Source organism: Pseudomonas sp. JV241A, assembly GCF_900275665.1.
Lineage (GTDB): Bacteria > Pseudomonadota > Gammaproteobacteria > Pseudomonadales > Pseudomonadaceae > Aquipseudomonas > Aquipseudomonas wadenswilerensis.
On sequence record NZ_OPYO01000014.1, the window covers coordinates 59,016 to 73,790 of the forward strand.

The following is a 14,775-nucleotide window of genomic DNA, read 5'->3' on the forward strand; positions in this document are numbered from 1 at the left end:
CATCGACACCGCAGGATCAACCCACGATGTTTTCAGCAAGATGGACCTGGCTGGCCCTTACCCTGTTACCCGCCCTGACCCAGGCCGCAACACCGGAACCGGTGCCACTGACCCGGGTGTTCCAGGACTGGCGCGTGGCCTGCGACAACACCCGCCGCTGCACCGCCGTATCGGGCAGCACCGACAATCCGGGGATGGGCCTGTACATCGTTCGCGAAGCCGGTGCCAAGGGCAGCACCCGGCTCAGCGCGATCAGCTACGACGACGTCGCCCTGCGTTACGAATTTCACCTCGATGGCCGCCCCACCGAACCCTGGAAATACGGCTCGAAGGGCCGTGAGTACTATTACCTGGAAAACGACGCCGCCGTTGAGAAGCTGCGCGAGCTGCGCAACAGCGACACCCTGAGTTCCAACAGCAACTTTGGCGAACGCCGGGTATCGCTGCAGGGCTTGAGTGCCGCCTTGTTGCTGATGGATTCGGTGCAAGGCCGCATCGGCCACCCCAGTGCCTTCGTGCGCCCCGGCTACCAGCCGGACAGCCGGGTGCCGCCGGCCCCAGCCATTCCCAAGCTGCCACGCTTCACCCTGGCGCCGGCCTTGAGCGAGGCCGAGCAACAGGCCATCGGCGACTACATGATTGCCCTGAGCAAAGACGAGTTGAGCGCCGCGCCTCATCAAAACTGGCAGGCCCAGGCCGAGGTTTACTCTCTGGACCCGACCCACGCCCTGGTGCGCCTGCGTTACGGCTGCGCCGAGGACGGCTGCAACCACAGCCTCTACCGCGTCTCGCGCACGGCGCCTTACCAGGCGACGCCGCTTGAGCTCAAAGCGGCCCCCGAGGCTGATGTTGCCCCTGAACTGTACGGGCAGATCAGCTTCAACCCGGTCAGCGGCCAGTTGAAGATTTTCCGCGAGATGGGCAAGGACTGCGGCGATAGCTCGATCTGGCAATACGACGGTACGGCCATGCAGCTCAAGGACCGCCGGACCATGTGGCGCTGCGACAGCATCAACGAGGACTATTGGCCGGTGACCTGGCGCGCCAAGGGTTGACTCAAGCGCCCAGGTCATCCCAGTACGGCGGCGTGCCGATGGCGTCGAGAAAGTAGTCCCACACCCGCCGCACCTTCTGCGAGCGCAGGCGGTTTTCCGGTGACAGCAGGTGGATCTGGCTCGGCGTCGCCTCCACGGCGCCTTCCCAGTCGGGCAACAGTTGCACCAGGGCCTTGCTGGTAAAGCTGTGCTTGCTGAACAGCCAGGACGGAAAGAACACGATACCCCGCCCGGCCAGGGCCGCCTCGACCAGCACCTGGGCATTGTTGCTGCGCAGCGGCCCGTGCACGTCGACCACTTCAACGGTATCGCTGCCCGGGCGGCGCAAGTGCCAGCGCTGCGCCCCGCCGGTGCCTTTGTAGACCAGGCAGCAGTGCTGGCGCAGGTCCTGCGCGGACGTCGGCTGGCCATATCTGTGCAGGTAATCGGGGCTTGCGCACAGCACATACCGCTGGGTGCAGATCTGCCGCCCGATCAATCCAGAATCCTCCAGGTGGCCGACGCGGAAGGTGATGTCGGCGCCCTCCTGCACCGGGTCGATATAGGCATCGGTGGCCGTCAGTTCAACGGTCAGCTCCGGGTACTGCTCATGCAAGCCATTGAGCAGCCGGACGATGTGCAAATGGGCGAAGGCCACCGGCGCGTTGATCCGCACCAGGCCGCGAATGTCGCCGGTCTTGCCGCTGATCGATTCGTCGGCGGCATCCAGCAGCTCCAGCACTTCGCGAATCTGCAGGTAATAGCGCTCGCCGGCGTCAGTCAGCTTGACCGCACGGGTGTTGCGGTACAGCAACTGCTGCCCGACCTCGCGCTCGAGCGCGGCGATGAAGCGCGACACCGATGAGGCCGGCACCTGAAAGTGCCGGGCGGTGGCGGAGAAGCTGCCGGTTACCGCCACCATGGCGAAGAAGCGGTGGGCTTTGAGGTGCATGGGCGGCTCCTGCGACGGGAAATCCGCCCAGTATAGGGGCATAAATTGCTGTAGCAGCAATAGTGTTTTGCAATTTGCCTTGATTGTGGCTGTTTTCGCAAGATCCTAGGATGGCGCCATCCCACCGAGAGGCCCCACTCATGAATGACCTGTTTGCCCCTTATGACCTCGGCTCGCTGCAACTGAGCAACCGTTTCGTCATGGCGCCGATGACTCGCTCACGCGCCCCCGAAGACATCGCCACCGAACAGATTGCCCTGCATTACACCCAACGCGGCACCGCCGGTTTGATCGTCTCCGAAGGCACGCCAATTTCCCGCGAAGGCCAGGGTTACCTGTTCAATCCGGGCATTTTCACCGAGCAGCAAGTCCAGGGCTGGAAGCTGGTGACCGACTCGGTGCACAGCGTCGGCGGCAAGATCTTTGCCCAGCTGTGGCATGTCGGCCGGGTGTCGCACACCTCGATCCAGCGCGATGGCCAGGCCCCGGTCAGCGCCACCAGCAAGGTCGCCCAGGGCGCGATTGCCTTCGGCTACACCGACAGCGGCGAGCCCGGCTTTGTCCCGACTTCGACACCGCGCCCGCTGAGCACTGAAGAAGTCGGCCGGGTAGTCGAAGACTTCGCCCAGGCCGCCGCCAACGCCATTGCCGCAGGCTTCGACGGCGTGGAAATCCACGGCGCCAACGGTTACTTGATCGAGCAGTTCCTCAACCCGCTGGTCAACGACCGCAGCGACCGTTACGCCGCAGACACCCTGGAAAACCGCCTGCGCTTCGTTTTTGAAGTGGTCGATGCCGTCGTCAGGCGCATCGGCGCCGACAAGGTCGGCATCCGCATCTCGCCGTACGGCCAGCTGTTCGACATGCCGATCTACGCGCAAATCGACGAGACCTACTCGGCCCTCTGCGCCGGCATGGGTCAACGCGGCATCGCCTATGTGCATGTGATGGACCAGACCCACTTCTTCCTCGCCAGCGAAGGCGCGGTGGCCCAGGAGCAGGCACTGCGTGAGCTGCTGGCGCAGTGCAAGGCGCAACTGGGCCAGACCGCGCTGATCCTGGCCGGGGACATGACCCTGGAGCGTGCCCAGGACCTGGTGGACGCAGGCTTGATCGACCTGGCGGGCTTTGGCCAGCCGTTCATCGCCAACCCCGACCTGGTTGCCCGTCTGAAAAACGGCTGGCCGTTGACCGCGCCGGATCGCGACACCTACTACGGTGGCGGCGCCAAGGGTTACCTGGACTACGCCCCGTACGTCCCGGCCTGAACCGCGATCAGACCCGCCCTCGTCATGCGTGGCATTATTTGCGCAAACCTCTGTCCCCTTTTGTTCGCTCGCTTGTCATCAAGGGCATGTGAACCTAAAAGAGAGCGCAACAATGCCCGCACTGACACGCCACCGAACGCGCCTGGCGTCTTCGTTTTCGTCCCCTACCCTGTGCCTGATGCTCGGCCTGGCGTCGTTGGCCCCGCTAGCGGCGCTGGCCGACAGCGCCACCCGCAGCTACCAGGTACCGGCTGGCGAACTGGGCGCGGCGCTGACCCGTTTCGCCGCCCAGGCCGGGGTCAGCCTGTCGGTGGACCCGGGCCTGGTCAATGGCCGGCGCAGTGCCGGTCTGAATGGCAGTTTCAGTGTGGATGAAGGTTTTGCCCGGCTGCTGCAGGGCTCTGGCCTGCAACTGCAACCGTTGGCTGCGGGCGCCTACACCCTGGTGCCTGCCCCGCAAAGTGGCGACGCCGTGGAAATCGCCCCGACCAGCATCCTCGGGGCCCATAACGGTGCTGACGACGATGGCCAGCGCTATGCCGGTGGCCAGGTCGCCCGCCGTGGTTCGCAAGGTTTGCTGGGCTCGCGGGACTTCATGGAAACGCCCTTCAGCATGACCACCTATACCAGCGAGGCGATCAAGGGCCAGCAGGCGCGGACCCTCGGCGACCTGATCGCCAGCGACCCGTCGGTGCGCGCCACCAACCCCGCCGGTGGGCGCTTCGAGCAATTCACCATTCGCGGCTTCAGCCTGTTCAACAGCGATGTGGCCTACAACGGCCTGTATGGCATCCTGCCGACCTATTCCATCGACATGGAAATGGCCGACCGCGTCGACATCATCAAAGGCCCCAGCCAACTGATCAACGGCATCTCGCCACGCGGCAGCGTCGGCGGCGGCATCAACGTGGTGCCCAAGCGCGCCAGCGACAAACCGATCACCGAGCTCACCGGCAGCTACGCCTCAGACAGCCAGCTCGGCGGCGCCGTGGACATCGGCCGGCGCTTTGGTGAGGACGGCAAGTTCGGCCTGCGCTTCAATGGCGTCAAGCAAGCTGGCGACACCGAGTGGGACCAGCAGAGCGTCGACCGCGAGATGGCCGTGCTCGGCCTGGACTTTCGTGGCGAGCGGCTGCGCCTGTCCACCGATATCGGCCATACCGAGCGCAACACCGATGCGCCCCAGGAGCGGGTGATCGTTGGCGCCAATGCCAAGGTGCCGGATGCCGAGGAGGTGCGGCGCAACTACGCCCAGGCCTGGAGCAAGGCGCGCACCAACGATACCTTCGGCACAGTGAACGCCGAATACGACATCAACGACTCGCTGATGGCCTACGGCGCGGTCGGCGCGCGCAAGAGCAACCACGACTTCCTCCGCCATAACGTGCCGGTCTCCAACGATGCCGGCGACTTCAGCGTCCAGCCGCGCGACTTCACCCGCGACGAAAACGTGCGCACCGCCACCGCCGGCCTGCGCAACTGGTTCGAAACCGGCCCGGTGAGCCACGAGGTCAACCTGGCGGCCAACTATTTCTACATGGACTTCGAGAACGGCGGTGGGCGTTATGCGGCCGGCCCGAGCAACCTCTACAACCCGCGCCCTACCCCCACCCCCGGCACCCTGCTGCGCTCGGACCCCAAGGTCTATACCGAGAACCGCTTCAGCGGCGTGGCGTTGTCCGACACCTTGGGCTTTTTCGACCAGCGCCTGTTGCTGACCCTGGGCGCGCGCTGGCAGCGGGTCCAGGTCGATGACTGGAGCGACGGCATCAAGGGCGACACTGCCTATGATGAAGAGAAGCTCTCGCCCTCGGGCGGCATCCTGTTCAAACTCACCGACCAGCTCTCGCTGTATGCCAACTACATGGAAGGCCTGAGCCAGGGCAAGATCGCCCCGTCGACTTCGATCAACGAAGACCAGATCTTTGCGCCGTTCATCAGCCGCCAGGTGGAAGTCGGCGCCAAGTATGACCTGGGCAGCTTCGCCCTGACCGCCAGCGCCTTTCGCATCAAGCAGCCGGCCTACGAGACCAACGCCACTACCCGGGTGTTCGGGCCCAACGGCAAGCGCGAGAACAAGGGCGTCGAGCTCAACGTGTTTGGCGAGCCGCTCAAGGGCTTTCGCTTGCTGGGTGGGGTGATGTACATCGACAGCGAACTGACCGACACCGTCGGCGGCAGCTTCGACGGCAACCGCGCCCCGGCAACACCGGAGTACAACGTCAGCCTGGGCGCCGAGTATGACGTGCCTGCCCTCGCCGGCCTGACCCTGACGGCTCGTGGCCTGCATTCCAGCTCGCAATACCTGGACCAGGCCAACAGCAAGCAGATCGACGGCTGGGAGCGCTACGACCTCGGTGCGCGCTATGCCTTCAAGGTCGATGACAAGGACATCACCCTGCGCGCCAGTGTCGAGAACGTGCTGGACGACCGCTACTGGGCTTCGGCGGGTGCCTCGGATGACAGCGAAGCGGGGTTGACCCTGTCGACGCCGCGGACCTACCTGGTGTCAGCGACCCTGGGTTTTTAAGGGCACAGCGGTTAGCTGCAACAGGATCCCTGTGGGAGCTGGCTTGCCAGCGATGAGGCCGGTCCAGTCAATACATCAAGTGCTGACCGGACTACGACCGCTGCGCGCTCGATCGCTGGCAAGCCAGCTCCCACAGTTCAACCCCTGACCGCCGCCTCAATCACCGCAATATCAATCTTGCGCATCCCCATCATCGCCTCGAAGGCGCGCTTGGCCGCGGCGCGGTCTGGGCTGGTCACCGCCTCGACCAGCACCCGTGGCGAGATCTGCCACGACAGCCCCCACTTGTCCTTGCACCAGCCGCAGGCGCTTTCCTGGCCGCCGTTGCCGACAATGGCATTCCACAAGCGATCAGTTTCGGCCTGGTCTTCAGTCGCGACCTGGAACGAGAACGCCTCGTTATGCTGGAACATCGGCCCGCCGTTCAACCCCACGCAGGGGATGCCCAACACGGTAAACTCCACGGTCAGCACATCCCCCTCCTTGCCTGAGGGAAAGTCGCCCGGCGCCCGGTGCACCGCACCGACCTTGCTGTCGGGGAAGGTCTTGGCGTAAAAGGTCGCAGCCTCCAGCGCGGTGCCGTCGTACCAGAGGCAGAGGGTTGTTTTATGGCTCATCCTGGTTCTCCACGGTTGGTGAATGGCAGGTTGAGTCTAGTCAGGAAGACAGTGGACATACGTGAGGATTTTTACAGCATGAGCCGAATCAGCATTGCCTGCGCCTCACCCTGCAGTGACCTGGAAATCGCCAAATTTCTGCATCAACGCTTGAAGATGTCGATCAGCGGCGCACGCCAACTGCTGGCCAGCGGCACCCAGGGCTTTTTCTTCAGCGCCGAACTCTATGGCAATGATCATGTCCAGCGCGATCAGGACATTCGCGACATCCTCGCCTTCTTCCGGCAAAAGCAGCTGCCCCTGCTGCTGGTTGAAAGCGACGAGGGCCAGGCGCCGGAGGCGCTGCCTGCAGACGATCTGGAGCAATACACAATCGCCGAAGAGCACTTGCTCAATGCGCTGGATGCGGCCCAAGGGCGTTACTGCTAGCGATGGGTTCATAACGCGCCATTCAACCGCCCCAGGTCCGCCGCCAGTTGCAACCTGGCGGTGTACCAGTTGACCAGCGACTCCACTCGCCGCTGCTCGGCGATGGCCAGTTCATTCTGCGCCCTGAGCAGTTCGATAATGCTGCCCACCCCGGCCTTGTAGCGCCCCAACGCGACCTGATGGGATTGCCCGGCACTGGCGACGAAGCTGCGGCTGAGCGCCAGGGCGCGGGTGCGCGCATCCAGGGCCTGGCGGCTTTTCCAGACGTTGAGAGCGACGCTGCGTTCGGTCTGCTCCAGCGCCTGCTCGCGGGCGCCGGCTTCGTAGTCGGCGGCGCGGGCACGACGACGGCTGAGGAAGCCGTCGAAGATCGGCACGGTGATCTGTACACCCACGCTCCAGGTCTCGATCTGCTGACGCGTCGACACCTGGTCGATCGGCGTGTCCTCCTGCTGGTAGCTGCTGAACAGCGACACCTTCGGGCGCCCTTCGGCACGCGCTTCATCCGCCTTGGCGCGCGTGGCGAACCAATCCGCGCGGGCCTTTTCGATGGCCGGATGCTGGGCCTTGGCCTGCGCCATCAGGGCATCGACACTGGCCATGAACTCGCCCTCCTGCCCCGCCGGCTCGTTCATGGCGCTGAGCGTCAGCGGTGCCGAGGGTGACAGCCCGAGGGCACTGGCCAGGGCGCCCTGGGCCGCAGCGTACTCACCCTCGGCCAGCACCCGTTCAAGCTGCGCCTGGTCATGGGTGGCCTGGGCTTGCAGGCGATCGGTCTGCTCGCCGGCCCCGGCCTGGTACTTGGCCGTGGCCGCCTTGAGGCTGTTGGCCGCCAGGGATTCGGCGCTGCGCTTGGCCTCGAGCAACGCGGCGTTGGCCTGGACCTGGTAGAAGGCTTTGCTGGTGTCGAGCACCGTGGCCTGGATTTTCTCCACGCGACTGCTGCTGGCAGCGTTCAACAACTGGCGGGCGCCCTCGACTTTCGCCGCCCGCAGGCCAAAGTCATACAGCACCCAGCTCAGATTCAGGCCATAGCTGTTGGTGCGGGTGTTCAAGGTCGAGTCGGCTTCGGGAAAGTTGTCAAAGCGCGTCTTGCGGCTTGCTCGTCCGCTGCTGGCCTGGGCTTGCACGGTCGGCCAGTAGGCCGAGTACTCGGCATCGAGGCTGGCCTGGCTGCTCAGTTGCGACAGCCAGGCTTCACGCACTTCAGGATCGGCGCACAGGGCGATGGCCACGGCACTGGACAACGCCAGCGGCTCTGCCGGGCTTAACCTGCCCGGGCAGGCATCGAGGGGTTCGGCGGCCATGCCCGGCGCGACCCTCCAGACTGCCAGCAAGGCAGCCAGACACAACCTCAGCAGGTGGTGGTTCATGACGAAGACGCCGCACCACGGGCAACTTCACCTGGCTCGGCTGGCGCCTGCTCATCCGCCTCGATCAGCGGCCCGTCATAGACCACTCGGCCGTTGTCCAGCGCCAGCACCCGGCGTGCCGAGCGAATGGTATCGGGGCGATGGGCGACAATGATGCGGGTGATGTTCAGCGCTTGCAGGGCATGGTTGACCGCCGCCTCCCTGGCGATGTCGAGGTGGCTGGTGGCCTCGTCGAGAAACAGCAGCTTGGGCCGCCGGTACAGCGCCCGGGCCAGCAGGATGCGTTGCTTCTGCCCACCCGACAGCACCGTGCCCATGTCGCCCACCAGGGTGTTGTAGGCCATGGGCATCTGCGCGATGTCGTCATGCACCGCCGCCATGCGCGCGCACTGCTCGACCCAGCGCGGGTCGGCCTCGGCGCTGAAAAAACTGATGTTGTCGGCAATCGAGCCGGCAAACAGCACGTCATCCTGCAGCACCGTGGCGCTGACCCGTCGCAGCCGCTCCAGGTTATGGCTATCGATGGCAACACCGTCGAGCAGCACGCTGCCGCTGCTGGGGGCCAGAATGCCGAGCATGACGTTGAGCAAGGTGGTCTTGCCGCCACCCGAAGGGCCGACAATCGCCAGCGAGTCCCCGGCTTCGATACGCACCGACACGTCATCGAGCACATAGGGCTCGTGCTCGGAATAACGGAACTTGAGCTGGCGCACTTCCAGGCTCGGCACGCTGTCGACGGCGTCATTGTCGTCAACGGACGGGGACTGCCTGGGCTCGGGCACCTGCAGGAGGATATCGGCCAGGCGCTCGCCATGCAGGCGCAGCATCAGCACATCCACCAGCTTGTCGATCAGCCCGGCCACACGGCTGTTGAACTGCTCCTTGTAGGCGTTGAAGGCAATCAGCATGCCGGCGCTGAACTGGCCATCGAGCACCAGCCTGGCGCCGAGCCAGATCACCAGCACGGTCACCAGGCCGAACAGCAGGCCATTGAAGGCACGGTAGGCCAGCTCCAGCTTTTGCGGGCGCAAACCGGCGTTGATTTCCTCGACCAACAGGCTGCCCCAGGCGCTGGCGCGTTGCTCCTGATGGCCGAACAACTTGATGGTGCGCACCCCGCGCATGCTTTCCAGAAAGTAGCTCTGCTGCCGGGCGGCATGCACCAGTTGCTCTTCGCTGGCGCGGCGCAACGGGCCGAACCAGGCCCAGCGGGCCAGCGCATAGACAACCATGGCCAGCAGCGCGATCAGTGCCAACGGCGGGCTGTAGGCGAACATCAGGCCGAGGGTCACCAGGGTCATCAGGCCGTCGAGCAGGGCTTCGACAAACGAGGTGGTCAGGGTGTGCTGGATCGATTTCAACGAGCCAAAGCGCGAGACGATATCGCCCAGGTGGCGGCGCTCGAAGAAGGCCACGGGTAAGCGCACCAGGTGGCTGAAGACGTTGATCTGCCATTGCGCGCTGAGCATGGTGCCCAGGTACATCAATGCCCAGGAACGGCCCAGCGCCAGGGTTTGCTGCATTACCAGCAACAGGCCGAAGCCGATCGCCAGCACCGCCAGCAGGTCCAGGTCGGCGCTGACCAGCACCTTGTCGATCACCGTTTGCAAAAAAAACGGGCTGAGCACCATGCACAGCTCCAGCGCCGCCGCCAGCAACAGCACATGGCTCAGTACCCCGCCAAAGCCTTGCACCCGGCCCAGCAACTGACGCAACCGCAGCGGCGGGTTGGCCGGCCCCGGCTGGAAATCGCTCTGTGGCCACAACTCCAGGGCCACGCCGGTGAAGGCTGCCGAGACTTCATCGAACGACAGTTGGCAAACGCCGCGCCCCGGATCGTGCAGGGTCACCCCGCGCGGGCCGACCTCCTTGAGCACCACGAAGTGGTTGAAGTTCCAGTGCAGCACACAGGGCAAGCGCAATTGCCCCAGCGCTTGCAACTCCAGACGCAACGGCCGGCTGGCCAGGCCCAACTGGCTGGCCATGGCCATCAACTGCTTGAGGGTTGCGCCCTTCATCGACGGCGACAGTTTCTGGCGCAGCGAGAACAGGTCGTGGCGCTGGCCGTGGAAGCCGGCGATCATCGCCAGACAGGCCTGGCCGCACTCGGCGGCTTCGGCCTGGAGCACCATGGGCAGCTTGCGGCCGATGCCGAAAGCCAGCGGTTGGCGAATGTTCAAAGGCGTTTCCCTATGCCGCGCAGGGGTTCAAGCAGCCACTCGTAGAGGGGCATGTTTTCCTGCAGGATGTCTGCGTCCAGTTGCATGCCCGAACGCAAGCGCTCGTTCAGCCCGCGCCCGCGCATGTCTTGTTGTTCGAGGGTGACCCTGACCCGGTACATCGGGCCCAGCTCGCGCTGCTGCTCGGAGACGCCGCCCACGCTCATGATTTCATCGGCCGGCAGCGCGCTGCGTGACACCGACGCTACCGTGCCGCGGGCCAGGCCGAAGTGCTGGTAGGGATAGGCCTGATAGCGCAGCAGCACCGCATCGCCGGCACGTACGAAGCCCGCCGCACGGCTGGGCACATAGAGTTCGGCATACAGCTGGGCATCCGTGGGCACGATGCTCAGCAACGGCCGGTTGCTGTCGGCGCGGGTGCCATTGACCACGCCAACGGCCGTCACCTCACCACTGGCCGGCGCGGTAATCACCACCTGGCGTTTGACTTCGCTTTCCAGCAGGCTGCCCTGGCTCTCCGACAAGCGCCGCTCAAGCTCGGCCAGTTGCTTGCCCTGGTTGAACGGCAACTCGGCAAGTTCGGCGCGCAAGGTCGCGATATCGTTACGCAACGACAACAACGAACGGCTCAGTTCCTCGCTACGCAGGCGCACTTCCAGCACGGCATCCTGCTTTTCCTGCAACTGGTCGCGGGACACATAGTCCTGACGTTGCAGGTCGGCATAGCGCGCGGCAATACCCTGGGCCAGCCCCAGGCGCTGGCGGCTGATGTCCATTTGCGTGACGATTTTCTGCTGCTCGCTTTCCAGCACCGCCAGGCGTCGGCGCTTGCCCTCCAGCTCCTGCAGGTGCAGCGCGCGGGTGGTAGCGATTTCGTCTGTCAGGCTGTCGTTACGGCGCTTGATCAAGCGGCTGATGGCGACGTGCGCACCACCGGCCTCGGCGTACAGGTCACTGCCCAGCGCCATCAGCGTAGCGCCCGCGGCAACGGTCTGCCCCTCGGCTGCGGCAAGGTCTTGGACAACTCCCGGCTGTGGCGCAAATACCTTGATCAGGCCACCCTGGGGCACCAGCACGCCGGTCACGGTGGCGCGGCGGGTATAGGTGGCGCAGGCCAGAAACACAATCAACAACACGCTGAACAGCAGCGCAGCAAGTGCCGCCCAGCGCAGGGGCACGGGCGCCACCAGCAGCACACTGCCCAACTCCTTGTCACGCCGTGCATGCACGGCTTCGCTCCTGAATAACATGCCAATCCATGACCCGGCGGATAACGTTAATAACACTGAACAGACCATTCAGCTGAGTCCGTAGCAGCATAACGGCGGTTTAATCCGCAGGCACTAGCACACTTGTACTATTGCACTTTGATCCGGGGCATCACTAACTTGTCCGGGGATCGAAACAGCGAACAACTGTAATTAAAACTGTGATCGGCCTCTCATTTTTAAAATGAGTAATACGTTGCGCCCAGGCCCTCTCCTGGGGGGGATCAACCTAGGACGAACCCACTGTATCAACGAGGTAACTATCTCATGACCCATGCCCAAAACATCGACATGACCACCGCCACGCCAGCCGCCCTGCGGGTGCTGGACGATCAGGAAGTAGACCAGGTAAGCGGCGGATTTTCCGTCAGCGCAGGCTCCTGGACACTGACCGGTGGTTCCTACAACTTCGGCGCTGGCGCCGGTTACCGCTTTGACTTGTACAAAGGCGGCGCCCATCAGGGCAGTTACACCATGTGCAAATAAACTCAGCGATTATATGAGTTTGAAGTAAGCGAAGGGCCATTGCGGCCCTTCGTTCTATATACAAGGATGATAGTTAATTGCCATCAGCCACCTTGCGTTCAATCTCGGCGATCTTGCGGCTGAGCTCTTCGGCGGCGTCTGCCTGGGTACGATGGGTGGTCGGGGTGATCGGCCGGTTGGCAGGGTCGTTGTCTTCAGCAGGCTTGTCCGTCTCGTTGGCGGGCTTGTCGCGGTCATGGCTGTTCATTGCAGTTACCTCCCGTGTCATACCCGTTGGATAGTACGCCAGCCTCGGAGTTCTCATCGGCAACGGCTTGAAGTTGGCCAGGCTTCTGCGATGATGCGCGGCCAAAACGCACGTTCGCTTACCCCGCAGGATTGAAACCCAATGGTTGACGCAAGATGGAACTGGCTGCCCTTGATGCTCCTGCCCGCCCTGACCCTGGCCGCGCCCGAACCGGAGCCGGTGCTCAAGCAGTTCAAGGAATGGGTCGTGGGCTGCGACAACACCCTGCGCTGTACCGCCGTTTCACGTAGCGTCGACCAGGGCGCGGGCCTTGAGCTTGTGCGCGAAGCCGGGGCCGAAGGTGCCACCGCCTTGACCCTGTTCACCGACGCCAGTGTCGACCTGGGCGCCAGGCTGCTGGTCGACGGCGGCCCGGCGCCAGCAGGGTTTCGGCCAGGCTCGCAGGGGCAGATGCGTTATCACGCAAAAGGTGACGTCGCCGTTAGGTTGCTGCGCCAACTGCGCAACGGCCAGACCCTGACCTTGGACACTACCAACGGCCAGCACCCGGTATCGTTGCAGGGCCTGAGTGCCTCATTGCTGTTTATCGACTCAGTGCAAGGACGCATCGGTCACCCCAGCGCCTTTGTAAACCCCGGCACGCGGCCAGACAGTCAACTGCCGCCAGCACCGCCGACGCCCATGCTTGCCCCCTTCACCCCGGCGCCAGGCTTGAGCGACGCCGAGCAACAAGCCATCGCTGACGCAGTCATTGCCATCACCCGGCTTGAGTGGAGCGAACCCGAGCATGACAACTGGCAAGCCGAAGCCGAGGTCTCGCCGCTGGACGCGACCCATGTGCTGGTAGGCCTGCGTTACGGCTGTGGGACCCAGGGCTGCATGTACAGCTACTACCGCGCCTTGCGAACAGCGCCCTATCAACCCACCGCGCTGCACATCTCGGTCCCCAAACATGATGTACTGGGCGGCGAGATGTATGGCTTTTTCAAGTTCGACCCGGCCCGCGGCGAGCTGACCCAGTTGCAGCCGGGAGGGCGCTACTGCGGCGCCAATGCAACCTGGCGCTATGACGGCGCGGTGATGCAGCTCAAGGCATTCAGCCGGATGAGCTGGTGCGACAGTGTCGATACCGCCCATTGGCCACAGATCTGGCGTACCGAGGGATAGCGCCAGGCATACAGCTTGGCGCAGGCATTCGGTACACTCCGCGCTTTGACCCTAGAGCTCATGCGCATGGATGCCTTCGCCCGCTTCGTCCTCAAGCCGCTTGCTGCGGGCCTCGGTGTGTTCACGCTGGCCGCTTGCAGTCTCATCCCAGCAGGTGGCGAGACCGAGCCGACAGGCGACGGCCACCTGCCCATGCACCAGCGTCAGGCCCCCGACTGGCGAGCCCTGAACCTGGACGCGGATCAGGACTGGCTGCTGATCGACCTAAACAGCCTGCAGCATGAGGGCGGCATTACCTACGCCTGGACCGGCATCCAGCGCCACCGCTATCCGATGCAATACGGCCACGCGGTGATGGCCCTGCACAGCCGCGAGCACCTGGCGTTTTATTGCGAGCGCCAGCTCATCAGCCGGCAAAGCCAGTTCTTCCTCGACAACGACAACCGCGTAGACAGCACCCGGCTCAAGTCGCAGCCCTTCAGCGCGTTCTACCGGCAGGCCCCGCTGTACTATCAGCAGTTGTTCAACGCCGCCTGCCAACCGCCGGCCGAGCTTGCCAAGCTTGCGCCGCTCAAAGCCCGTACGCCGTTGCCGCCGCCGTTCCTGCCGCCCAGGGCCAGGCCTGAAGTGCTTGCGGCCATCGCCGCCCTGGAGCTGCCGGCGCCACGCCTGCCCCTGCACAGGCTGGACTATCGCTACGAGGCGAAGCTGACCGACGGGAACGCTACCGTCGACAGGCCGCGCCAGGTGTTCCTCAGCAACGACATTCGCTCCGGCCAGTTGTTGCTACAGGCCGTGGACCCGACGATAGCGCAACAGCTGCAACTGAGCTTTCGCGGCCTGTTCGATCTGGCCGCACGCGGTATCGACATCATGACCGGGCAGGAACAGGACGCCAGCGACAGCTTGACCGCGCTGTCATTCACCGGCGCCTGGCAAACCCTGCCCGCCCATGCGCAACTGAGCTACACCATCAGCTATGCCGGGCAAACCGCGAGCATTACCCGCACCACCCACTGCCAGGTCGGCAAGGCGCGACCGGCCAGCACCTTGCACCCGGCCCTGCAGGGCAGCGCCAAGCCGTTGACCTGCACCTGGCAGAGCCCACGCGGCAACCGTTGGGTCGAAGGCTACAGCTACCTGAGCGACTATGGCGTGTTCGTCCGTACCCGAGAAGACAACCCGCTGGGCACCTGGCGCTGGAAAATCGAGTCGCTGCAGTGA

At 64.3% G+C, this 14,775-nt stretch carries 13 protein-coding genes; 7 read left to right on the forward strand and 6 right to left on the reverse strand.

Features of this window, described 5'->3' with window-relative positions; translation table 11 throughout:
• Positions 1-26 precede the first annotated feature (26 nt).
• Positions 27-1,055, forward strand: coding sequence for a DUF1176 domain-containing protein (locus JV241A_RS09335; RefSeq protein ID WP_134062124.1), 1,029 nt, complete (start codon positions 27-29; stop codon positions 1,053-1,055).
• Between the two features lies 1 nt (position 1,056).
• Here the strand turns inward: JV241A_RS09335 and JV241A_RS09340 are convergent, their stop codons facing one another.
• Positions 1,057-1,986: a LysR family transcriptional regulator gene (locus JV241A_RS09340; protein ID WP_010225615.1), complete on the reverse strand. Its 930-nt coding sequence runs from the start codon at positions 1,984-1,986 to the stop codon at positions 1,057-1,059.
• 140 nt (positions 1,987-2,126) lie between these two features.
• Here JV241A_RS09340 and JV241A_RS09345 point away from each other — a divergent pair, with 140 nt between their 5' ends.
• Both JV241A_RS09345 and JV241A_RS09350 read left to right on the forward strand, forming a co-directional pair.
• A complete protein-coding gene (locus JV241A_RS09345) occupies positions 2,127-3,254 on the forward strand; it encodes an alkene reductase (protein WP_134062126.1) in 1,128 nt (375 codons plus the stop codon).
• Positions 3,255-3,366: 112 nt separating this feature from the next.
• Complete coding sequence (locus JV241A_RS09350) at positions 3,367-5,784, forward strand: TonB-dependent receptor (RefSeq protein WP_134062128.1); 2,418 nt, start codon at positions 3,367-3,369, stop codon at positions 5,782-5,784.
• 137 nt (positions 5,785-5,921) lie between these two features.
• On the opposite strand, the gene JV241A_RS09355 is transcribed toward JV241A_RS09350, so the two are convergent.
• A complete protein-coding gene (locus JV241A_RS09355) occupies positions 5,922-6,401 on the reverse strand; it encodes a VOC family protein (protein WP_134062130.1) in 480 nt (159 codons plus the stop codon).
• Between the two features lie 78 nt (positions 6,402-6,479).
• Here JV241A_RS09355 and JV241A_RS09360 point away from each other — a divergent pair, with 78 nt between their 5' ends.
• Positions 6,480-6,830, forward strand: a complete 351-nt coding sequence (locus tag JV241A_RS09360) for a hypothetical protein (protein WP_134062132.1) — start codon at positions 6,480-6,482, stop codon at positions 6,828-6,830.
• A gap of 8 nt (positions 6,831-6,838) precedes the next feature.
• Here the strand turns inward: JV241A_RS09360 and JV241A_RS09365 are convergent, their stop codons facing one another.
• The 3 genes from JV241A_RS09365 to JV241A_RS09375 are packed head-to-tail and all read right to left on the reverse strand — an operon-like array spanning position 6,839 to position 11,633.
• Complete coding sequence (locus JV241A_RS09365) at positions 6,839-8,203, reverse strand: TolC family protein (protein ID WP_134062134.1); 1,365 nt, start codon at positions 8,201-8,203, stop codon at positions 6,839-6,841.
• Positions 8,200-10,383: a peptidase domain-containing ABC transporter gene (locus tag JV241A_RS09370; protein ID WP_134062137.1), complete on the reverse strand. Its 2,184-nt coding sequence runs from the start codon at positions 10,381-10,383 to the stop codon at positions 8,200-8,202. The genes JV241A_RS09365 and JV241A_RS09370 overlap by 4 nt, the downstream gene beginning before the upstream one ends.
• Positions 10,380-11,633, reverse strand: coding sequence for an HlyD family efflux transporter periplasmic adaptor subunit (locus JV241A_RS09375; protein ID WP_166675673.1), 1,254 nt, complete (start codon positions 11,631-11,633; stop codon positions 10,380-10,382). Before JV241A_RS09375 ends, JV241A_RS09370 begins: the two co-directional genes overlap by 4 nt.
• A gap of 285 nt (positions 11,634-11,918) precedes the next feature.
• Here JV241A_RS09375 and JV241A_RS09380 point away from each other — a divergent pair, with 285 nt between their 5' ends.
• Positions 11,919-12,137, forward strand: coding sequence for a hypothetical protein (locus JV241A_RS09380; protein WP_115087066.1), 219 nt, complete (start codon positions 11,919-11,921; stop codon positions 12,135-12,137).
• 73 nt (positions 12,138-12,210) lie between these two features.
• On the opposite strand, the gene JV241A_RS27435 is transcribed toward JV241A_RS09380, so the two are convergent.
• Complete coding sequence (locus JV241A_RS27435) at positions 12,211-12,384, reverse strand: hypothetical protein (RefSeq protein ID WP_166675674.1); 174 nt, start codon at positions 12,382-12,384, stop codon at positions 12,211-12,213.
• 141 nt (positions 12,385-12,525) lie between these two features.
• Between JV241A_RS27435 and JV241A_RS09385 the strand changes: the two genes are divergently transcribed.
• Positions 12,526-13,551, forward strand: a complete 1,026-nt coding sequence (locus tag JV241A_RS09385) for a DUF1176 domain-containing protein (protein ID WP_134062139.1) — start codon at positions 12,526-12,528, stop codon at positions 13,549-13,551.
• 66 nt (positions 13,552-13,617) lie between these two features.
• Positions 13,618-14,775, forward strand: a complete 1,158-nt coding sequence (locus JV241A_RS09390; protein ID WP_134062141.1) for a hypothetical protein — start codon at positions 13,618-13,620, stop codon at positions 14,773-14,775.

Bases quoted from the DNA above. Each gene is read 5' to 3' on its own strand.
- JV241A_RS09385 (WP_134062139.1), top strand. From the start codon at position 12,526: ATGGTTGACGCAAGATGGAACTGGCTGCCCTTGATGCTCCTGCCCGCC.
- JV241A_RS09355 (WP_134062130.1), bottom strand. From the start codon at position 6,401: ATGAGCCATAAAACAACCCTCTGCCTCTGGTACGACGGCACCGCGCTG.
- JV241A_RS09345 (WP_134062126.1), top strand. From the start codon at position 2,127: ATGAATGACCTGTTTGCCCCTTATGACCTCGGCTCGCTGCAACTGAGC.
- JV241A_RS09360 (WP_134062132.1), top strand. From the start codon at position 6,480: ATGAGCCGAATCAGCATTGCCTGCGCCTCACCCTGCAGTGACCTGGAA.
- JV241A_RS09350 (WP_134062128.1), top strand. From the start codon at position 3,367: ATGCCCGCACTGACACGCCACCGAACGCGCCTGGCGTCTTCGTTTTCG.
- JV241A_RS27435 (WP_166675674.1), bottom strand. From the start codon at position 12,384: ATGAACAGCCATGACCGCGACAAGCCCGCCAACGAGACGGACAAGCCT.
- JV241A_RS09365 (WP_134062134.1), bottom strand. From the start codon at position 8,203: ATGAACCACCACCTGCTGAGGTTGTGTCTGGCTGCCTTGCTGGCAGTC.
- JV241A_RS09390 (WP_134062141.1), top strand. From the start codon at position 13,618: ATGGATGCCTTCGCCCGCTTCGTCCTCAAGCCGCTTGCTGCGGGCCTC.
- JV241A_RS09340 (WP_010225615.1), bottom strand. From the start codon at position 1,986: ATGCACCTCAAAGCCCACCGCTTCTTCGCCATGGTGGCGGTAACCGGC.
- JV241A_RS09335 (WP_134062124.1), top strand. From the start codon at position 27: ATGTTTTCAGCAAGATGGACCTGGCTGGCCCTTACCCTGTTACCCGCC.
- JV241A_RS09380 (WP_115087066.1), top strand. From the start codon at position 11,919: ATGACCCATGCCCAAAACATCGACATGACCACCGCCACGCCAGCCGCC.
- JV241A_RS09375 (WP_166675673.1), bottom strand. From the start codon at position 11,633: ATGTTATTCAGGAGCGAAGCCGTGCATGCACGGCGTGACAAGGAGTTG.